At 61.9% G+C, this 20,169-nt stretch carries 19 protein-coding genes and 1 pseudogene; 5 read left to right on the top strand and 15 right to left on the bottom strand.

Annotation, left to right across the window (positions count from 1 at the left end; translation table 11 throughout):
- Positions 1-11: 11 nt before the first annotated feature.
- The 6 genes from NE851_RS31725 to hemC form a co-directional block, all read right to left on the bottom strand.
- Positions 12-785: a glutamine amidotransferase gene (locus NE851_RS31725; RefSeq protein ID WP_254959808.1), complete on the bottom strand. Its 774-nt coding sequence runs from the start codon at positions 783-785 to the stop codon at positions 12-14.
- The gene (locus NE851_RS31720; RefSeq protein ID WP_028757788.1) at positions 754-1,239 is read right to left on the bottom strand and encodes a tellurite resistance TerB family protein; all 486 of its coding nucleotides are present in this window, start codon (positions 1,237-1,239) and stop codon (positions 754-756) included. The genes NE851_RS31725 and NE851_RS31720 overlap by 32 nt, the downstream gene beginning before the upstream one ends.
- A gap of 17 nt (positions 1,240-1,256) precedes the next feature.
- Complete coding sequence (locus tag NE851_RS31715; RefSeq protein WP_127431298.1) at positions 1,257-2,873, bottom strand: heme biosynthesis protein HemY; 1,617 nt, start codon at positions 2,871-2,873, stop codon at positions 1,257-1,259.
- A gap of 4 nt (positions 2,874-2,877) precedes the next feature.
- Complete coding sequence (locus NE851_RS31710) at positions 2,878-4,161, bottom strand: COG4223 family protein (RefSeq protein WP_254959807.1); 1,284 nt, start codon at positions 4,159-4,161, stop codon at positions 2,878-2,880.
- A 68-nt stretch (positions 4,162-4,229) separates the two neighbouring features.
- Complete coding sequence (locus NE851_RS31705) at positions 4,230-4,937, bottom strand: uroporphyrinogen-III synthase (RefSeq protein ID WP_127431297.1); 708 nt, start codon at positions 4,935-4,937, stop codon at positions 4,230-4,232.
- An 8-nt stretch (positions 4,938-4,945) separates the two neighbouring features.
- Complete coding sequence (gene hemC, locus NE851_RS31700) at positions 4,946-5,875, bottom strand: hydroxymethylbilane synthase (protein WP_127431296.1); 930 nt, start codon at positions 5,873-5,875, stop codon at positions 4,946-4,948.
- 72 nt (positions 5,876-5,947) lie between these two features.
- On the opposite strand from hemC, the gene tsaD reads away from it, so the two are divergent.
- Genes tsaD through NE851_RS31675 form a run of 5 tightly spaced genes read left to right on the top strand, consistent with a single transcriptional unit; the run spans position 5,948 to position 9,406 of the window.
- Positions 5,948-7,045: a tRNA (adenosine(37)-N6)-threonylcarbamoyltransferase complex transferase subunit TsaD gene (gene tsaD, locus NE851_RS31695; protein WP_127431295.1), complete on the top strand. Its 1,098-nt coding sequence runs from the start codon at positions 5,948-5,950 to the stop codon at positions 7,043-7,045.
- A complete protein-coding gene (locus tag NE851_RS31690) occupies positions 7,042-8,025 on the top strand; it encodes an NAD(P)H-dependent glycerol-3-phosphate dehydrogenase (protein WP_127431294.1) in 984 nt (327 codons plus the stop codon). Before tsaD ends, NE851_RS31690 begins: the two co-directional genes overlap by 4 nt.
- Before the next feature lie 9 nt (positions 8,026-8,034).
- Positions 8,035-8,328 (top strand): YciI-like protein, encoded by a 294-nt coding sequence (locus NE851_RS31685; RefSeq protein ID WP_127431293.1) that lies wholly within the window; start codon positions 8,035-8,037, stop codon positions 8,326-8,328.
- Positions 8,329-8,330: 2 nt separating this feature from the next.
- Positions 8,331-8,762: an EVE domain-containing protein gene (locus NE851_RS31680; protein ID WP_127431292.1), complete on the top strand. Its 432-nt coding sequence runs from the start codon at positions 8,331-8,333 to the stop codon at positions 8,760-8,762.
- On the top strand, positions 8,759-9,406 hold the full coding sequence (locus NE851_RS31675; RefSeq protein ID WP_127431291.1) for a class I SAM-dependent methyltransferase: 648 nt from the start codon (positions 8,759-8,761) through the stop codon (positions 9,404-9,406). Before NE851_RS31680 ends, NE851_RS31675 begins: the two co-directional genes overlap by 4 nt.
- Before the next feature lie 83 nt (positions 9,407-9,489).
- Here the strand turns inward: NE851_RS31675 and NE851_RS31670 are convergent, their stop codons facing one another.
- The 9 genes and pseudogenes from NE851_RS31670 to NE851_RS31630 all read right to left on the bottom strand — a co-directional run bounded on the left by NE851_RS31670 (position 9,490) and on the right by NE851_RS31630 (position 20,140).
- On the bottom strand, positions 9,490-11,292 hold the full coding sequence (locus NE851_RS31670) for an adenine deaminase (protein WP_127431290.1): 1,803 nt from the start codon (positions 11,290-11,292) through the stop codon (positions 9,490-9,492).
- A 163-nt stretch (positions 11,293-11,455) separates the two neighbouring features.
- Positions 11,456-11,626: pseudogene (locus NE851_RS31665) on the bottom strand (bifunctional Delta(1)-pyrroline-2-carboxylate/Delta(1)-piperideine-2-carboxylate reductase); the annotation flags it as partial.
- A 476-nt stretch (positions 11,627-12,102) separates the two neighbouring features.
- Positions 12,103-12,516 carry a DUF3830 family protein gene (locus NE851_RS31660; RefSeq protein WP_063473798.1) on the bottom strand — a complete coding sequence of 138 codons (414 nt, stop codon included), beginning with the start codon at positions 12,514-12,516 and terminating at the stop codon, positions 12,103-12,105.
- On the bottom strand, positions 12,513-13,946 hold the full coding sequence (gene hydA, locus NE851_RS31655) for a dihydropyrimidinase (RefSeq protein WP_254959806.1): 1,434 nt from the start codon (positions 13,944-13,946) through the stop codon (positions 12,513-12,515). Before hydA ends, NE851_RS31660 begins: the two co-directional genes overlap by 4 nt.
- An 11-nt stretch (positions 13,947-13,957) precedes the next feature.
- A complete protein-coding gene (locus NE851_RS31650) occupies positions 13,958-14,686 on the bottom strand; it encodes an amino acid ABC transporter ATP-binding protein (protein ID WP_063473796.1) in 729 nt (242 codons plus the stop codon).
- Positions 14,683-17,631: an FAD-dependent oxidoreductase gene (locus NE851_RS31645; protein ID WP_127431335.1), complete on the bottom strand. Its 2,949-nt coding sequence runs from the start codon at positions 17,629-17,631 to the stop codon at positions 14,683-14,685. The genes NE851_RS31650 and NE851_RS31645 overlap by 4 nt, the downstream gene beginning before the upstream one ends.
- Positions 17,628-18,518, bottom strand: coding sequence for a 4-hydroxy-tetrahydrodipicolinate synthase (gene dapA, locus NE851_RS31640; protein ID WP_063473794.1), 891 nt, complete (start codon positions 18,516-18,518; stop codon positions 17,628-17,630). Before dapA ends, NE851_RS31645 begins: the two co-directional genes overlap by 4 nt.
- A 15-nt stretch (positions 18,519-18,533) precedes the next feature.
- On the bottom strand, positions 18,534-19,226 hold the full coding sequence (locus NE851_RS31635) for an amino acid ABC transporter permease (protein ID WP_127431289.1): 693 nt from the start codon (positions 19,224-19,226) through the stop codon (positions 18,534-18,536).
- Between the two features lie 77 nt (positions 19,227-19,303).
- Positions 19,304-20,140 carry an ABC transporter substrate-binding protein gene (locus tag NE851_RS31630; RefSeq protein ID WP_127431288.1) on the bottom strand — a complete coding sequence of 279 codons (837 nt, stop codon included), beginning with the start codon at positions 20,138-20,140 and terminating at the stop codon, positions 19,304-19,306.
- Positions 20,141-20,169: the final 29 nt, after the last annotated feature.

The following is a 20,169-nucleotide window of genomic DNA, read 5'->3' as shown; positions in this document are numbered from 1 at the left end:
CGAACGACGCTTTATGCGGGAAGCGTGATCGGGGAAGCGGCTTTCGCCGTCTTTCCCTCGAAGACGATGTCGAGGAACTCGGTCAGCCAGGCTTTCAGCGGCGCGTCGAACAGCATGCGTCCCTCGAGATGTTCGCGGCCCTGCTGAGCGTTCGGCAGGATGAAGCGATGGGCGCCATGCACGACCCAGCGATGCATCATCACCCGGGTGAGTTCGGCATGGTACTGCAGGCCCCAGGCGTTGCCGCCATAGCGGAAGGCCTGGTTCGGATAGGCATCGCCTTCGGCCAGTAGCTCGGCGCCGCGCGGCAGCTCGAAACCCTCGCGATGGAAATGATAGACCATCTTCGGCCAGTGCATCAGCAGGCGGCCCTTCTCGGTCGGGTGCAGCGGATACCAGCCGATCTCCGTCGAGCCGTCGGCATTCGGCTGCACCTTGCCGCCGAGATGACGCACCAGCATCTGCGCCCCCAGGCAGATGCCGAGGTAAGGGCGCTTCTCCCGCAGGGGAATGTCGATCCAGTCGATCTCCTTCTTGACGAAGTCATCGGGATCGTTGGCGCTCATCGGTCCGCCGAAGACGACGGCGCCGGCATGGTCTTCGAGCGTCGTCGGAAGCGCCTCGCCGAGAACCGGGCGACGGATATCGAGACGGTAGCCCTTTTCGACGAGCAATTGGCCGACGCGGCCGGGGCTCGATCGTTCCTGATGCAGGACGATCAAGATCGGGCGCCCGTCGCGGTTCGGACTCTGCTCAGTCGGCATCATCTTGCGCAACCTGGACATCGGTCACCCTGGCGGCGGCCTCTTGCCGCTTCTGGATGCGCTCGCGCGAGGAGACGCCGAGCAGATCGGCGATACGCCAGATCACATGGTCTTCCATCTCGCTGCGTTCGCCATCGGCATAGACGATGTCCCAGAGGATGCCGATCAGCTCCAGCCGTTGCTCGGTATTGAGATGGCGTTTCAGGTCGGCGGTGAAGCGATAATAGTCGACGGCGGTGCTTTCCGCCTCCAGACCAGCGGCCATCAGAGCATCGAGCTGCTTGCCGTCGAGGGCATACTGCTCCTTCAGGAGCTTGCGCAGCCGCTTTTTCTCGCTGGCTTTGATCTGACCGTCGGCCTCCATGACCTGCATGCAGAGCGCTGCCACTGCGATGCGCGGATCATCAGGGGCAAATCCTTTCTTCGGGTGGTCGGCGGTGAGCTTTTGGAAGAATGCCTGAAAGCGTTCGAACATGCGGTTTTCGTTCCATTTCAGAAAAGGCGGAGCCGTGTCTTGGGTTCCGGTTCCACCCTGGGATCGCGAACGCCGGGATCATCCGGCAACCCGCCAAAGAAAGGTTTTGCCTCATTCGGCGCCGGCGCTTTATCGCTCACGGCCGGTTCGACGGGTTTCGATTTTGCCGGCGCTGGTGCCGGCGTGGGGCGCACAGCCTCGGCAATCGTCGCAGCGCGTTCCAGCTCGATGATGCGATGGTCGTTGACGGGGCTTTCCGGCCTGACGTCACGCAGCGGCGGCAGCGTCTTCAGAGCTGTTTCGATCGAGGCCGGCGTCGAACCGTCTTCGAGCGAACCTTCGATCTGGCCGAAAGGCGCCTTCCATTCGAAGGCGTCGAGACGGCCGGTCACCGGCGATATCGGCAGCCATTTGTCGGAGACGAAACCATCCGCCACCCAGGCCGGATCGCGCGGCGCCTTGAGCGCCTGGGCCAGCCAGTGGCGCACGCGGCCCTGGTCGCCGGTCTCGGCCTCTTCGATGTCGGCCAAGAGCAGGAAGGCGGCTTCACGCGGCTGCATGCGTGCCGCCGCTTCCGCCTTGGCGCGCGCCTTGGCGAATTCCTGCGCGTCGAGTGCCGCCTGCGCGACGACGAGAAGGGATTCGACATTGTTCGGGCGCAGCCCTTCCAGCCGTTCGGCACGCTTCAGCCGGTCGAGCGTGGAATCGCCGCTGCGAGCCCTGACATAGGCCTGGCCGATCTCCGGATGCGGTGCCGATTTCCATGCCTGTTCGAGGATCGAGGCGGCTTTGCGCACGCCGCCTTCGCGGAACAGCGCCTTTGCAGCGACGAGAGCTGCCGGAATGAAATCGGCGGCGAGCTTCAGCGCCTGCTGGGCGTCGTCGCGGGCACCGGCCGGGTTGCTTTCCAGCTTCTCGCCGGCGCGCGCCGTCAGCAGGACGGCGTGCAAACGGTTGGCTTCGGCCTTTTCGACGACGCGGGCAGCCTTCTGCTGTTCGAGCAGGCGGATCGCATCGTCCCAGCGGCCGGCCTGGCTGCGATATTCGAGCGTCGCCTGGGCGGCCCAAGGCAGATAGGGCGCGTTGTCGGCCGCCTTTTCAGCATATTGGCGGGCCGCCTCGTTGGCCCCGAGACGGCGGGCTTCGAGATAAAGGCCGCGCAGGCCGAGTTCGCGCGTCTCGGGATCGTTGGCCATGGCCTCGAACTTGGCGCGCGCCTCGTCATGGCGGCCCTCGATCAGGGCGGCCTGAGCTTCGAGCAGGTTGATCAGCGGTTCCTGATCGGCGCGGATGAGGCCGCGCGAGCGGGCGGCCATCTTGCGGGCAAGCAGGGCATTGCCGGCGCCGGCGGCGATCAGGCCGGTGGACAGCGCCTGATAACCGCGGTCGCGCTTGCGGGCGCGGAAATATCGCGTCACCGAATGCGGCGAAGTCCAGACCAGGCGGACGAACCACCATGCGATCATCACGGCGGCGATGAGAGCGATGATGGCGCTGGCGGCAACGATCAGCTTCGTCTGGTAGATCTGGCCCTCCCAGATCAGCGAGAGATCGCCGGGGCGATCGGCAAGCCAGGAGAAGCCATAGGCGAGAAGCAGCACGAAGAGGGCGAAGGCGACAAGGCGGATCAGCATGGCCTTATCCTTCCTTGCCGGTGCCGGAAACGGCTTTCGACAGCGCGCCCCCGACCAGTTCCTCGACGCGGATGCGCGCTTCGAGTGATTGCTTGAAGGCGGTCGACGCCTGCTTGCCGAGGGCGGGCAGATTGTTCCATTCGGCGGAAGCGCCGGGCAGGTCACCGCTCTTCACTTTGTCCTCCATGCGGGCAGCAATGGCTTCGACGCTTTCACCCTCTATATTGCCGACGGGGCGAACGCTCACCAGCGACTTGGCGCTCGACATCAGCCGGTCCGACCAGCTCTGGTTCGGATCCGGCTGGTTGACGGCTTCGACGATCGCGGTGGCGACATCGGGAACCGCTGCCACCAGTTCGGCGCGTGAGGGAATGCCGGTCTCGGCAAAGGCGCGGAGGTCGGCGACAGCAGGATCGTCGGGCGCGACGCCGGCGAAAGTGTCGAGTTCGGCCACAAACGGACCGCCGCGATCGATCGCCGCCTTAAGGGCGGCGGCCGCGATCGCCCGGGCGACGGCGACGTCCTCGCGCGGCTCGTTCAGCTTCTTTTCGGCCTCTTCGAGGCGCTTGGATATATCGGCGCCGTTCGTCGTCTGCTGTTCGGAAGACTGGGCAAGTGTGGCGCGCAGCTGATCGACCTGGCCGGTCAGTTCCGCAATCTTCTGGTTGAGCGCCTCGACATTTGCCGAATCGGCCGGTGCACCGGCTGCGGGAGCCTTCGCCGCCGATTCCAGCGCAGCGACGCGCTTCTCGAGCGCGCCGTCATCCGTGCTCGCCGGGTTGGCGGCAAGGTTGGCGACGGCCTGTTTCAGGCCGTCGATCTCGCCGGAAAGCTCGGCGGAAAGCTCGGCGGTCTCCGGCGAGGTCGCCTGTGGCGCAGACGAGCTCGGGAGGTAACCGGCATACTGGATGGCGCCGGCGCCGAGCAGCGCCACGAGGCCGCCGAAGATGCCGGCGGCAATGAGACCGGAGGTGCCGGCGCTCTTCGGCGCGGGCTGTTCGGGAGGAGGGGTGTAGGACGGTTCCGAAGCTACCGGTTCCTCCTCAAGCGCCTCCGCCGCAGGCTTTTCTTCATATTCGGCATGCGAGGCAGCTTCGGTTTCGGGCGTCAGGCCGTCGTCCGTGGCGGCGGTAGTGTCGGCATCACCGGCTGGGCTCTCTACCGGCTTTTCGGTATCGGCTGCGGAGGCGAATTCCTGTGCATCGAGGTCGATCGTGACCGGCTCGTCGGCGCTCTTCGAATGGCGTGGCGGGTTTCCCGATACCATGAGGTCCTCTTTATCCTGCATTGCAACGAAACTAGACAGTGATCCCAGTTAAGGGAAGAGGTTAGATCAAATTTGGGCAGTTAGAGCCTTCAAAGCAGCGACAAAAGGCTTCTCTCATCCGGCATTGGCGCAATCGTCACGTTTTTTCGGAGTACTGCCGGAACGGCCCCCGCCACCGCCTCGCTCAGGCAAAGGAGGCGAATTGTGCTGCGCTTCGGTAGGGCGGACCGCGGCTCCGGCAGACGAAAGAAATCCTCAGCCGTCTGGCGGGAATAGAAGAGGATGACGTCCGGGCCACCGTCAGCGAAGATCGCGTCGACCTCGGCAGAATCGGGGACGGCCGATTGCATGCGATAACATTCGGCGACGGAAAATTGGATGCCAAGTTCGCGCAATCTTCCTTCGAAAGTTTCGGCACGCGGGGTGCCGGCAAGATAGAGCAACCCGTCGGCTCCCTGCGCCGCGATGAGATCGGCAAGATCGCGGCCGTTGCCCGCGGATGCGGCGACATATCGGAAGCCAAGGCTGCGCGCCTCTCCCGCCGTCGTCTCTCCGACCGCGAAAAACGGGCGGGTAAGATGCGCACGAAGCTGCTCACCGAGGGCGGAAACGACCCTGATCGCTTCGGCGCTGGTCACCGCGATTGCGCCGCTGGTGGTCGCCAGGGCCGCTGCGGCGGCGGCGCTGTCGTGCAGCGGCTGACGCAGCGGCAGCAGCAAGGGCTCGTGGCCCATATCGCGCAAACGTTGTGCGGTTCTCGTCGCCGAATGGGCGGGGCGGGTGACGAGCACGCGCATCAGCCGCCTCAGTGCCAATCGTCGAAAAAGGCGCTGCCTGCCCTTGCGCGCACGTCCTGGCCGGCGCGGGTGCCGAGTGCTGCCGCGTCGCGGCGGTGGCCGTCGGTCGTCACGGCATGCTGGCTGCGGCCGTCGGGGGTGATGATGAGGCCGGAGAAGCGGATCAGGTCGCCTTCGCAGACGGCATAACCGCCGATCGGCGTGCGGCAGGAGCCGTCGAGTGCGGCGAGGAAGGCGCGTTCGCAGGAGACAGTGTCGAAAGTCGTGATATCGTTGACCGGTGCCAGCAGATCGTCGACCCTGGCATCGCCGATGCGGCTTTCGATGCAGATCGCCCCCTGCGCCGGCGCCGGCGGGAAGGTGTCGGGATCGAGGATATCGGTCACCACATCGACCTTGCCGAGACGCTTCAGGCCGGCCAGCGCCAGCAGGGTCGCGTCCACCTGGCCCTCCTCGAGCTTGCGCAGGCGCGTTTCCACCAAGCCGCGGAAGGTGATGACGTTGATATCAGGCCGCATGCGGCGGATCAGCGCCTGGCGGCGCAGCGACGAGGAACCAACGGTGGCGCCATGCGGCAGGTCGATCAGTTTGCGCGCGGTGCGACCGATGACGGCGTCGCGGATATCCTCGCGCGGCAGATAGGCGGAAAGATGAAGGCCCTCGGGCAGGTGCGTCGGCATGTCCTTGGCGGAGTGCACGGCGAAATCCAGCTCGCCAGCGGCAAGCTTCTGTTCGAGCTCTTCGGTGAAGAGGCCCTTGCCGCCAATCTCGGAAAGCGACCGGTCGGTGATGCGGTCGCCCTTGGTCGTCAGCACGACGATCTCGAACATTTCTTCGGGCAGATGATGCGCCGCCATCAGCCTGTCGCGGGCCTCATGCGCTTGGGCAAGCGCCAGCGGGCTACCCCGCGTGCCGATCCGGAAAGGTTTTGTTTGCATCCGCTCAATTCCGTTGTTACCGGAGTTCTCGTAAACGGGTTTCCATCCCATCGCAATCAACGAACAGGCTTCATGGTTCCCTTTCTACGCATCCTTGGCATCGAAACAAGCTGCGACGAGACCGCCGCCGCCGTCGTCGAGCGCGATGCGGAGGGGCATTCCAACGTGCTGTCGGACGTGGTGCTGTCGCAGCTCGACGAGCACAGCGCCTATGGCGGCGTGGTGCCGGAGATCGCCGCGCGCGCCCATGTCGAGGCGCTGGACGAGCTGATCGAAGAGGCGCTGAAGCGCGCCAATGTGTCGCTGGGCGATGTCGACGCCATTGCCGCCACCTCGGGGCCGGGGCTGATCGGCGGGCTGCTTGTGGGGCTGATGACCGGCAAGGCGATCGCCAGAGCCGCCGGCAAGCCGCTCTATGCGGTCAACCATCTCGAAGGCCATGCGCTGACGGCGCGGCTGACGGACGGGCTCACCTTTCCCTATCTGATGCTGCTCGTCTCCGGCGGCCATACCCAGCTCATCCTGGTGCGCGGCGTCGGGCAATACGAGCGCTGGGGCACGACGATCGACGATGCGCTCGGCGAAGCCTTCGACAAGACGGCAAAGCTGCTCGGCCTGTCCTATCCCGGCGGACCGGCGGTGGAGCGCATGGCGCGGGACGGCAATCCCGATCGTTTCAATTTTCCGCGGCCGCTGGTCGGTGAGGCAAGGCTCGATTTCTCCTTCTCCGGTTTGAAGACGGCCGTGCGGCAGGCGGCACAGGATATCGCGCCGCTCAGCGATCAGGACGTGGCGGATATCTGCGCCTCGTTCCAGAAGGCGATTTCGCGGACGCTGAAGGATCGCATCGGCCGCGGCCTGCAGCGGTTCAAGACGGAATTCCCTGCTGCAAGCGAAAAGCCGGCGCTCGTCGTTGCCGGCGGCGTCGCCGCCAATCTCGAACTGCGCGGCACGCTGCAGGCGCTGTGCGACAAGAATGGCTTCCGTTTTATTGCACCGCCGCTGCACCTCTGCACCGACAATGCCGTGATGATCGCCTGGGCGGGACTGGAGCGGATGGCAGCGGGTGCCGCGCCGGATGCGCTCGACGTACAGCCGCGGTCGCGCTGGCCGCTCGATTCCAACGCGGAAAGGCTGGTCGGTTTCGGAAAAAGAGGAGCCAAGGCATGAGCGAGACCATCGCCGTCGTTGGATCGGGGGCTTTCGGCACGGCGCTTGCCGCCGTCATCGCCCTTGCCGGGCGCAGTGCGGTGACGCTTGTCGGGCGCAATCCGGCGCTGATGGAAGATCTGAAGAGCGAGCGGCTGCATGATGCGGTGCTGCCCGGCATTTCTCTGCCTGACACGCTGGAATTTTCCGCCGAGGCGGATGCAATCACCGGCGCCTCCATTGTGCTTTTTGCGATGCCATCGCAGGCGCAGGCCGATGCGGCGCGGCAATATGGCCCCTATCTTGCCAAAGATGCCGTCGTCGTCACCTGCGCCAAGGGCATCGAGCGGGCGACGGGCAATCTTCTGACCGACATGCTGGAACGGGAACTGCCGGACCATTCCGTCGCCGTGCTCTCAGGCCCGGGTTTTGCCGCCGATATCGCCAAGGGCCTGCCGACGGCGATGGCGATTGCGGCAGCCGACATGGAGACGGCGGAGCGGCTGGCGCAGGCGATATCAGGCCGGACCTTCCGGCTCTATGCCTCCAGCGACCGGATCGGCGTGCAGCTCGGCGGCGCGCTCAAGAACGTGCTGGCGATCGCCTGCGGCATCGTCGAAGGCCGCGGCATCGGCGATTCCGCGCGTGCGGCGCTGATTGCGCGCGGGCTTGCGGAAATGTCGCGTTTCGTCGTCGCCAAGGGCGGGCAGGCGGATACGGTGCGCGGGCTTTCCGGCCTCGGCGATCTGGTGCTGACGGCGACCAGCCATCAATCGCGCAACCTGCGCTTCGGCATCGCACTCGGGCGCGGCGACAAAACCGATCCCCTGCATGGTGCGCTGGTGGAAGGCGCGTTTGCCGCCTCCGTCGCCTCGCGGCTTGCGGCGGAATTGAAGGTCAGCATGCCGATCACCGATGCCGTTTCCGCCATCATCGACGGCAGGCTCGATATATCAGAGGCGATCGAGCAGCTGATGACGCGTCCGATCACCACCGAATAGGAGACAGACATGCTTTTCGCCCTTCTCTGCAAGGACAAACCGGGACATCTGAACGTGCGCATGGATACGCGTCCGACGCATGTCGAGCATCTGAACAAGCTGAATGCCGAGGGCACGCTGAAGATCGCCGGCCCGTTTCTCGACGATGACGGCAAGCCCTGCGGCAGCCTGATCATCGTCGAGGCGGAATCGAAAGAGGCGGCGCGGGCGCTTGCCGATGCCGACCCTTACGCCAAGGCCGGACTGTTCGAAAGCGTCGAGGTCCAGGCCTACAACTGGGTCTTCAACAAACCGGAGGCGTGAGCATGGCGCACTGGCTCTATAAATCCGAACCCGCCTCCTGGTCCTGGGAGCAGCAGAAGGCTGCCGGCGAAAAGGGCACGGAATGGACCGGCGTCCGCAACTATCTGGCGCGCAACAATATGCGAGCGATGCAGATCGGCGACAAAGGCTTCTTCTATCATTCCAATGACGGGCTGGAGATTGTCGGCATCGTCGAAGTCTGCGCCCTCTCCCATCCCGATTCTTCCGCCAAGGGCGATCCGAAGTGGGATTGCGTCGATATCCGCGCCGTCATGGACATGCCGAAGCCGGTGACGCTGAAGGATGTCAAGGCGAGCGAGAAGCTTGCCAAGATGGCGCTCGTCACCTCGATGCGGCTGTCGGTGCAGCCGGTGACGGAAGAAGAATATCTCGAAGTCTGCCGCATGGGCGGGCTGGACAATCCGCCGCATTGAAGACCGATCCCGAAGCCTTCATCCGCGCCAATACCAGCCTGATGCCGCCGCCGCATGTGCCGGAGATTTCGCTCTATCTGGCGAGCGAGGCGCATGAACTCTGGCTGAAGACGGAGGAGGAGCTGGAGGCGATCGGTCTGCCGCCACCCTTCTGGGCTTTTGCCTGGGCGGGCGGTCAGGGACTGGCGCGCTACATCCTCGACCAACCGGAAACGGTGCGCAGCAAGCGCGTGCTCGATTTCGCCAGCGGTTCCGGCCTTGTCGGCATTGCGGCTGTGATGGCCGGTGCCCGCAAGGTCACCGCCTGCGATATCGATCCCTGGGCGCAAGCCGCAGTCCGGATGAATGCCGAGGCCAATCGCGTTTTGCTCGGATTTACCGGCGCCGATCTGATCGGCCAGGCCGTCGATGCGGATATCGTGCTTGCCGGCGACGTCTTCTACGACCGCGCTTTCGCCGATGCGCTCGTTCCCTGGTTCGCGATGCTGGCGGCCGAGGGCAAGGCGGTGCTGGTCGGCGATCCCGGACGCAGTTACCTGCCGCGGGATCGGCTGGAATTTTGCGCGGTTTACGAGGTGCCGGTGACGCGGGCGCTAGAGGACAGCGAAATCAAGAGGACGACGGTGTGGCGTTTCGCTCCCTAGGTCGGGCCGACATTCAGGTTTCGATCACGCGGGCTATTCTATGTTGGCATTCCAGCAAGCACTCGCCGGCTGGTTTTTGCCGGTCAAGCCTTTTCGAAGAGCGGCGAGATCACCATGTCCGGCACCAGCACCAGGCCCTTGTCGGTTATCCGGATTTCCGGGATGACCGACAACGGGATGAGGTTGAAGCCCATATAGGCGATGGTGCAGCCTGCCTTTTCCCATTCGAGCTTCAAGGCCTTTACTTCGTCCGCGACCTGGTGCACGCGCTGGTCGGACAAGAGCCCGGCGATCGGCAGCGGCACCATGGCCGTCACCTTGCCGTCCATGACGACACAGACGCCACCCTGCCTTTCTTCGATCGCGTCCAGCGCCACCTGCATGTCGGCGGCATTGGTGCCGGCGACGATGATGTTGTGGCTGTCGTGGCCGACCGAGGATGCGACCGCGCCTTGTCTGAGCCCGAAGCCGTTGAGCAGTCCGTGGGCGACATTGCCGGCTGACTTGCCGTGGCGCTCCACCACCGTCACGAAGCAGAGGTCGTGCCTGTCGAAATGCGCCTGCCAGTCATTGGCCGGCTCCAGCGTGACGGTGACGTGGCCGAGGGTAATGCCGGGCAGCTCCGTCTTGATCGTATGAGCGACGACCGTCTCCGTCGGCAGGTCCGGTGTCAGCTTGAGATTTTTGGGCAGCTTGACCGTGTGGTAGGCGGCATCCGGATAGCGGTACGGTTTCGACAGAGCTTCGTCGAGGATCGGCGTGATCTTCTTGCCGTCGACGACGAGTTCGCCACCATACCAGGTGCTGACCGGCGTAAGGTCGTCGCTGAGAAGCACCAGATCGGCCCGGCGCCCGCCGCCCAGACCGCCGATTTCGCCTTCCATGCCGAACCGCGTCGCGCCGTGCAGCGAACCCATCGCCCAGGCCTCTTCCGGCCTCATGCCGTATTTCACGGCTTCGCGCGTTACCCAGTCCAGGCCGAAGGCGAGCAGATCTTCCGCATCACGGTCGTCGGTGCAGACGGCGACGCGCTTGTGGGAGGCGCCGAGCTCGGTGATCGTCTTGATCGCCTGCGGCAGCGAATGCCAGGGAGTCGTCGGCGGGCCGCCGCGCAGGAAGATCCACACGCCGGCTTCCAGCAGGTCGTCGGCAATATCGCGGTCGATGGCTTCATGCGTGTCGGTAACGCCGGATGCGGCATAGGCGGCAACGAACTCTCGTCCGTAGACATGGCCCGACACCGGCCTGCCGCGCTCGAGTGCTGCAGCCAGGATCGCATGGCTGCGCTCGTCGCCCATCGCAACGGGGACGAAATCCATCTTCTCACCGAGAGCCACGGCTTCCGGCCATTTGTCGAACAGGGCGGCGATCTTGTCCGGCGTCAGGTCGCCGCCGGCTGTTTCCAGGTCCGGCGTCGTCGCCGGCACGGTGCTCGGCACGGTCAGGAAGATCGACAGCGGCGCCTGCCGCGCATCCTCGAGCATGGCCTCGACGCCGGCGACGTCCATGACGTTGCCGATCTCGTGGCTGTCGCAGAAGATCGTCGTCGTGCCGTTGAGGAGTGCCGCTTCCGCATAGGCGCAGGCCGTGACCATCGAGGATTCGATATGGATATGCGGATCGACCAGGCCGGGGGCGATGATGCCGCCTCTGGCGTCGTAGAGCTTGGCGCTCCCGCCTCTGTAGCTGCCGGCCGGCTTGACGGCTGCAATGCGGCCCCCCGAAATCCAGATTTCGCGTCCGTCGAGAAAGCGCTCCGAATAGGTAGACAGGACGCGCGCGCCCTGGATGACCAGGTCGGGTTCGCGACGAGCTGAGGCGACATCCGCAAGACGGCGGGTCATGGTCGAGAGCGGCTGAACGGAGAAGCGGGTAAGCGTGCTCATGAAAACCTCATTTCCAGGACTCGGGGAGGACAGGCCAGAGTGTAGGGAACGCCGTCGGGGGAGGGAAGCACGAATAGTTCTTGCTTCTGGCGCGGGTCCCTGGCTGCTGGAACCGGGCAACAGCCGCGTTCCGATCATGCGCGATCGCCCGGGCCAGAAGGCGTCAGTCTGCGATCAAGGCGGCTTCATAGACCATCGTCGCGGCGGCAAGATCAGCCAACGCCGTTCCGACTGCCTTGTAGAGAGTGATCTCGTCGTTGGACGTCCGCGCTGGAACATCCCGGCGACACAGCTCGTCAAGTGTTGCACGCACCACATCTGTGGAAAGGACACCGCCTTGACGGGAATAGAACCGTGTGCACAGCACCGCCTTATCTGCTCAACAGGGGTATCACAGCGTCATCGCGCATCACCACCTCTATATGGGCGCGGAATACTGAGAGACGGACGAGGAGGACTTGGCGGCGAAGCCATGAGTCTCTGTAGAAGAGACATCTTACGCGGTTTTGGCTGCTTCTGCGGCGGAGGCAGTTCTTGCGCCGCTCTTTTCGCAAGTTCGAAGTCAAAATCAAAAGACATTTCGGGCCTCGTCCACCATTTGGAAATCTCGAAGACTAGAATGCAGGAAACGTGCCAACCGCTACGTTAGGCGGTGCTGGCACGCCGGCGTCAACCCTGTCGTCTCGCGCTATTGCGCCTAGAACAGGATGATTTTAGGCCGCGTCGGCCTAAAATCTGAATCCTGTTCTAAATTAGATAGTTAGAGCATGATGTCATCCGAAAACCGCCCACACTTTTCGGCATCATGCTCTAGGATACGGCCTCAAATCGAATGGATTGCGCGCCTTCCCACAGCGTGAGGCGCCCTATTTCGGCGAGTTGGTCGAGATTGGATGTGATTGTGATGAAATGATTGCCAGCCAGTTGGCCCATTTTCGATGAAAAATCGACACCTCCATAGGCAAGCAGGATTTCCGTTTCGCTAATGCCTCCTGGGTAAAGGATGATATGACCGGGGGCCGGATGGCTCGTATGGTTCTCATAACCGACGCCGAAATCATGGTCGCCAAGCGGAATCCAAACGCCCTCGCCAGACCAGCGAACGTGCACGATTTTACCATCGAACGGCATCTGCTTGATGAATGCGTCACAGGTTTTGGGCGCTCTGGCAGTTTCCAGGACAGCGTCGAAGATGAATGGCCCTGCTGTAATTTTCAGTTTCATGATGTCGCTCTTGTTAGATTTGACCGTTTGTTGATTTGTCTCGCCGCGGCTTTCCGATATTGCCCGTGGCCCTTAGTACCCACTAGGACGCCGTTTTCGACGACAGGCTTTCCGGCGACAATTGTCGTTATCGGCCAGCCGGTGATCTCGATCCCCTCGTAGGGCGAATAGTCTGCGCCATCATGCAGTTCCGCATGACGGATGGTCCGCTCGATGGTTGGATCCCAGATCGCGATGTCTGCATCCGCCCCTACGGCAATCGTTCCCTTTTGTGGATAGAGGCCATAGGTCTTTGCATGGTTCGTTGATGTCAGGGCGACAAAGCGCTGCAGATCGATGCGCCCGGCCATGAACCCTTGCGAAAATAGGATGGGAAGGCGGGTTTCGACGCCTGGAATGCCATTGGGGATGTGCCTGAAATTCATGCGACCTTTGGGATTAAGCTTCCCGTGCTGGTCGTCGTAACGGAATGGACAATGATCGGATGAAAAGAGTTCGAATGCCCCGGTCTCGATCCCGCGCCAGCATTCCTTCTGAGCATCTTCATCGCGCGGCGGCGGAGAGCAGACAAGTTTGGCGCCCTCCCAATCCATGCCGTCGAGGTCCTTGGCGGTGAGCGTCAGATATTGCGGGCAGGTTTCCCCGACGACTTTGACGCCTCTCATCCTTGCGCGAGCGATCTCTTCCATGGCCTCGCCGTTCGAGACATGCACAATGACAACGGGAACGTCCACGATTTCGGCCAGCGTCAGGGCGCGGTGCGTAGCTTCGCGTTCGACGGCGACCGGACGGGTGGAGGCATGAGCGCGTGGGGCAACGTCGCCCGCCAGCTCGTGTTTTTCGATCAGGAACCTGATTGCGTCCTCGTTTTCACAATGGACCATGACGGTGGCGCCCGTCCGTCGCGCGACATCGAGCGTCTTCAGGATCTGTGCGTCATCAAGGCGCAGGCTCTCATAGGTCATGAAAACCTTCAGCGACGGATAGCCGTCGGCCACAAGCGCTGGCAGCTCCTGCCCCAGCACGGCGTCGCTCGGGTCGGATATGATCAGATGAAAACTGACGTCGGTATAACACTGGCCCTCTGCGAGCGCATGATAGGCCGTTAGCACCTCTCGCAGCGACTTGCCCTTTTCCTGAAGGCAGAACGGCATGACGGTCGTATTGCCGCCGAACACCGCCGACAGCGTTCCGCTCTCGAAGTCGTCCGCCATCTCGATCCCGTCGCCCGAAGGCTGGGAGATATGGACATGGCTGTCGATGCCGCCTGGAAGGACATATTTGCCCGAGGCGTCGATCGTGTGCGCAGCACCCGACAGGCTTTGCCCGATCTGGACAATCTTGCCGTCTTTAATGCCGATATCCGCCTGGAAAACATCCGCAGCAGTCGCCACCGTGCCGTTCTGAATGATGAGATCGTAGTTGCTCACAAGCCTGACCTTCAGTGTTGCAGGATTTTGCCAAGGAAGGCTTCGGTTCGTGGGTTGTGTTTTCCCGCGAAAAACTCCTCGCTCGGACGATCCTCGACGATCTCGCCCTGATCGATGAAAATCACGCGTGTCGCCACCCGGCGGGCAAATCCCATCTCATGGGTGACGACCATCATCGTCATGCCGTCCTTTGCCAGTCCGGTCATGACGTCGAGCACTTCGGAAATCATCTCTGGATCAAGCGCGGAGGTCGGCTCGTCGAAGAGCATGGCGAGCGGATCCATCGCGAGCGCCCGCGCGATCGCCACGCGCTGCTGCTGCCCGCCGGAGAGTTGACTTGGATATTTTTTCGCGTGGTCCGTCAGCCCGACGCGATCAAGAAGCGCCATGGCCTTGGTGTGAGCTGCCGTTTCGCTGCGGCCAATGACAATCTTCTGCGCCAGCATGATATTGTCGATGATCGTCAGATGAGGAAACAACTCGAAGTTCTGGAAGACCATACCTACCCGCGTGCGAAGGTTCGGCAGGTCGGTCTTCGGGTCGCCGACTTCGATACCATGCACCCGGATCGAACCTTCCTGAAACTGCTCGAGCCCATTGACGCATTTGATCAATGTCGATTTGCCCGACCCCGAGGGACCGCAGACAACCACGACCTCACCGCGTTCGACGTTCACCGAGCAGTTCTTAAGGACAGCGAACTGTCCATAATATTTGGTAACGCCAGTGATCTCAATCATGCCCGGCCTTTCTGGAAACGCGCGATGGAAAAGGGTTGCAAGGCTCTATCGGTCTCGCGACCGAGAACGAGCCGAGATGTTAACTGGCCGACGATCGGGCCGAGCGTATAGCCGTTTGAAGTGACGGCGTTGAAGAACCCCGGCATTGACGGATGTTCGCCGAGGATCGGCGCACCGTCGATGTTGATGTTCATCGCCGCCCAGCTTCGGATGACGTGAAGTTTGCGCAGAGCAGGAACGACGTGCTGGGCAACCCAAAGGTTCCCCTCAAGGCTCGACAGCAGCGGGCGTGGATGTTGATGGACGGGATCGAGGCCTGCGGTCCAGCCACCGCCGATGATGAAGTTCCCGTTTGCCGCCTGCTTCAGGGTCAAATGGCGGTCGGCATGGGCGACGAGACACGAGATCAAAGGTGCTGCGGCCTCGGTAACCACCATCTGCAGCGGAGCACCAAAGACCGGCACGTCGACACCGAGCATCGCGCCGATCCTTGAAGCGAAGGCTCCGGCTGCATTGACGATGCGTCTTGTCCGCAAGATGCCCCTCGATGTCTTGACCTCGAACCCGTCGTCCGAGGTTCTTATTCCGGTGACCTCGCAATTTTCGAAGACTTGCGCGCCGTCTCGCCGTGCCGCCTCCAATATATATTGCGTAGCGACGAGAGGATTGATCTTGCCCTCCTGGGAGCAGTAGGCAGCGCCGACGAAATGAGAAGACAGAGCAGGCTCCAGGCAGCGCAGTTCCTCTTGCCCGATCAAGCGGCAATCGATCCCGGCCGCGCACTCCACCCTGACCTTTTCCGCCAGAAAACGCATGTGGTCATTGGTTTCGGCCACCATGAGGCCGCCTGTAACCTTCATCTCGAAATCCTGTCCGAGCTCGCTTTGCAGCGCGGCCCAAAGAGCGATTGAATCACGCTGGAGGGGAAGTGTTTGAGCGGCCGCTCCGCCGCCACCTTCGGCACGGGCACCGTGGTCGAAGGAAAGCAACTGGGCATGAAGGCTTCCTGCATTACCTCCAGATGCCAGCGAGTTCGCAAAAGCGCGCTCCACCACCACAACGTCCTCGCCTTCCCTGGCAAGGAAGAGCGCCGTCGAAAGGCCCGCAATGCCTGCGCCGATTACCAGCGTGGACGTTTCCGTCACCGGCAAAGCTTGAGAATTCGCCACTGGGGGTTTTTCCGGCAAAAGTGCGCGCTTGTGGCCGCCCCATTCCGGCTTTTCGATCGCAAGCGCCGCCAGCGGAATAGGTCGAAGTGGCATTTGCGGAGCCAGAAAACCGCCTGTTTCGCCAGTGAGGTGCCGTTCTTTCGTGACGTCAGCGATCGCTTTGCCGCAGTAGCGGCTCTGACATCGCCCCATGCCCGCACGCGACAGGCGCTTTAATGTCGAAATGTCCTGCGCACTATTTGCGCTGAGCGTCCTCAAGACACCGTAAGTCACCCCTTCGCAACGGCAGATCAATGCATCGTCTGGCAGAATTGCCGTCTTTGTCCCTGCATCGTCCTTCGGCGCAAAGACCTGCCAAAGGGCTTCTTGAAACCGTCGATGGCGGGCAAGCCTTTTCACCACGCTTTCGTCAGTTTGGACAAGGAGGCCCAGTTTTCGCGCAATCGCCGCGGCGGCGATCTGCCCTTCTGCCATCGCAACATGCGCGCCGCCGAAATGCGCCGCTTCACCGACAACATGCACGTTTGCAAGCGTTGTCTGACCGTCGAGATCTCGCACTGCCCGCAGATCGCCGCCGACGACCTCATGGCCGCAGCCGAGCAGCCGGGACAGCTCATTGGAGGATGCGAAATTGCCGCCGATAAGGACCGTGTCAGCTTCGAGATTGGTCTCACCGCTTGGTCCGGCGAAGGTGACGCTCTCCACACACTGAGAACCGTTGATCGAGGCAAGCACGCTATTCCAGCCTATCTTGACGCCCGCGGACCTGAGCGTTGATATCTGGCGCAATCCGTGACGGGCGAGAGCGGGATCCGTTGTCAGAAGGCCGAGGGCTGCGACAGGCCGAGACCACGGTGGCGGTGCTGCTTCCAGCAAAGCGACTATGGAGGCTCCCGCCTTTCGAAGTTCGTTTGCGACCTGCATATTCAAAGGACCGTTTCCGGCGATGATGATCCTTCGGCCGGGAACGGTTCCATAGCTCCTCAGCAACGTCTGGGCGGCCCCTGTTGTCATCGCACCAGGAAGTGTCCAACCCCTCACTGGCGTTGGGCGTTCGTAGGCCCCCGTCGCGATGATGAGTATTTTCGGCTTGCAGTAAAACGCATGGCCGGACCCATAGCAGGCGATAATAGGCGAACCGTCGTCGTCACGTGCGGCACCCCACACCACTGTAGCGGTTAGAAATGTCACGCCATGGTCGCGCACTTCCCCTATAAGTGCTGCGCCGGATAAAGCCTGCTCGTCGCCACTCAATCGCTCGGCGGCGCTGCGTGTCGAGGGTTGCTTGAAATACTGCCCGCCGGCAGACGGCCGTTCATCAATGACAGTCACCTTGGCGCCGGCCGCAGCAAGGACCTTAGCTGCGGCCAGTCCCGCAGGCCCCGCTCCGACAATGAGAACGTCCATCGTCCTTGTCGCTAAGGAATGCGGCACACTGCAGAGATCGGCAATCTGACCAGTGGCAAGGTCGGGCCGCGCAGCAGGACGCAGGACCTGCATGTCCTCGCCGACGATGGTCATGCAGGCCCGCTGGCTGACTTTCCCGTCGATCGTCACGAGGCAATCGTGACAGACACCCATTCCGCAGAAGAGGCCACGGCCTTCGCCTTTGATGCCTCGGGAAAATTCATGCCGCCCCGTCGCCTCGATGGCAGCGGCAACAGACATGCCCTTTTCGGCAAATATCTGCAGACCGTCGACCGAGAGCCTGACCCGCGCATCGTCGGGTCTCAAGCTCTGGTTTATGGAAGCGACGGGCATCATGGAATTCCTCAGGCGCCGAACGTCAGACCGAAATCGGCCACCAGCGTCTTCATGGCGGCGTCCTGCGCGGGCGGCAACGGTAGGCGCGGCGGCCGCGGCAGGCCTGCGCCAAATCCCATGTGGGTCAGCAGTGACTTCGTTCCTGCGACATAGGCCTGGCCGCCGACCGCCTGAATGACGGGCAACCATTTGAGGTAAAGCTCTCTTGCCTCATCGAACTTTTTCTCATTTGCAACAAGTTCGAAGATCCGCGCCATCGGTCCTGGCGCAACATTTGAAGCCACTGCCACCCAGCCCTGCGCACCCATAACGAAAGACTCAAACCCGAGAATACCGCCAAACACAGTCATATCGTCGCCAGCCAGCCGGATGATATCGCGCACGCGTGTCACTTCGAGGGTGGACTCCTTGATATAGTCGCAGCCGTCGATTTCGGCGATGCGCTTGACCAACTCCGGCGTCAGGTCGACGTTTGCGGTCGCGGGATTGTTGTAGACCATAATCGGGATGGCCACGGCAGACGCAATGCTCTTGTAGTGATGAACGAGTTCGTCATCCGTTGGGGTGGAATAGAACGGCGGAATAATCATGACACCGTCAGCTCCCATTGCCTCGGCCTTGACGCTAAGGCGAATGGACTCCCGCGTATCTTCCGCTCCCGTGCCGATCAGAACAGGCACTCGTCCCGCGACAGTTTCTATGACGATCCTCGCCACACTATCGCGCTCATCCTCGCTGAGCGATAGAAACTCACCCGTCGATCCAAGAGGGATCAGGCCATGGATACCTTCCTTGACCTGCCAGTCGGTAAAGGCAGCCAGCCCCTTCAGATCTACCGCGCCGCTGGGATCCAAGGGCGTAATCATCACGGTGTAGACACCGCGGAACGTCTTCTGCATTTGAAAATCCTGGTTCTAGCGCTTCTCGTTAATGGAAAGCCGAGATCCGGCTTGACCGAGACGCTTTTCGATGTGGCTCTGGAAGAAGTCCCAGAGTGTTGTGAGGAGGAGGTAATAAATCGCCGCGACAGCAAACAGTTCGAGCACCATGAACCGCTCCTGGATGAGAACCTGAGTCCGGCGAAGGAGTTCTTCGACCGAGATGACGGAGGTGACAGAAGTCGTTTTCAAGAGACCGTTCACCGAATTGCCGAGAGGCGGAACAATCACTTTGAAGGCTTGCGGCATCACGATGTAGCGCATGATCTGACGCTCCGTCATGCCGAGCGCGCGCGCTGCCCTGGTCTGGCCTTCCGGCACGGCTTCGATACCGGCGCGAATGATCTCCGCGAGATAAGCTGCCTCGTTGAGAGCCAATCCGAGCAACGCCGCTTCTATGACGGTGAACTTGATGCCGAACAGCGGAAGCGCCGTATAGATCGCAATCAACTGTACGAGAAGCGGCGTGCCGCGAAAAAGCCAGATATACGCCTTGGCAATGTAGTATGGCACCCGCCGCGACGATCGCCGCATCAATGCAAGAGCAAAGCCCAGAATAAGCCCCGCAACCAACGAGACGATGGTGAGCCAAACGGTCGTGAACACCCCGCCAAGTATAAAGGGGTTGAACAGATACCCGAAAAAACCAGACCAGTTCCAAAGCGACATGAAGACGACTTTCTGCGAGAGGTTTGGCGCGACGTGGTCGCGTCCCGCCTCATCTCTAAACGATCTTTGAAATCAGTTCAGCGACCGGGGCCTTTGACCGAATAGTCACCCGCGACCATCGGCAGACCGTATTTGTCAAAGAGCGCCTTCAGAGATCCATCCGCCTTCATGTCTTTCAAAGTCGCAGACACGGCATCAGCCAAAGCCGGGCTTTTGAATGCGACAGAAACCGGAGCGGGGTAGAGGCCACTGATTGCCCGTTTGAAGTCCCCGCGAGAATCGTACTCCTTGGCGACGGCGTCGATCGACACGACACCCTGCACCTGGCCCGCCCGCAGAGCCTGGTAGGCCAGGGCGAAATTATCGAACGTCTGGATGGTCAAGCCTTCTTTGCCAGCGTCACGCAGTTCCTTGTCGAGAAGGCGTGTCTTTGTTTCCTCGAAACCACCAATTTCGACACCGATCGTCATGCCGGCCAGATCATCTTTTGCGGCGACGTTTTTCTTCGAATCTGGTGCCACGGAGATGCTGATGGCCTGATCTTCATAGGGGATCATCTGCATGATCTTGGCGCGTTCTTCGGTGAAGAAAATGCCCGTATTGATCATGTCCCAGCGGCGAGCCTGCAGGCCCGGAACCATCGCGGAGAATTCGATGCGGACATATTCGGGCTCAAGGCAAAGGCGCTTGGCGATCTCTTTGCCGAGGTCGATGCGCATGCCCTTCAGATCACCCGTGGAGTCGATGAATTGGAGCGGCGGAAGCGTTGGATTGGTCGACATGACGAGCGTGCCGGGCTTGATCAACTCGCCTGCCGCCACTTTTGGTTCGCAGGATTGAGCGAAGGCAAAAGACGCTGTGATCGACAGGAAGGACGCGGAAAGAATGCTGCGAGAGAAGTGTGAACGGAGCATGGAGAGCCTCTGGAGTTCGGTTCTTTATC

The sequence above is a fragment of the Rhizobium anhuiense bv. trifolii genome, assembly GCF_024346605.1.
GTDB classification, from domain to species: Bacteria; Pseudomonadota; Alphaproteobacteria; order Rhizobiales; family Rhizobiaceae; genus Rhizobium; species Rhizobium anhuiense.
This window is presented reverse-complemented; position numbering and strand designations above follow the sequence as displayed.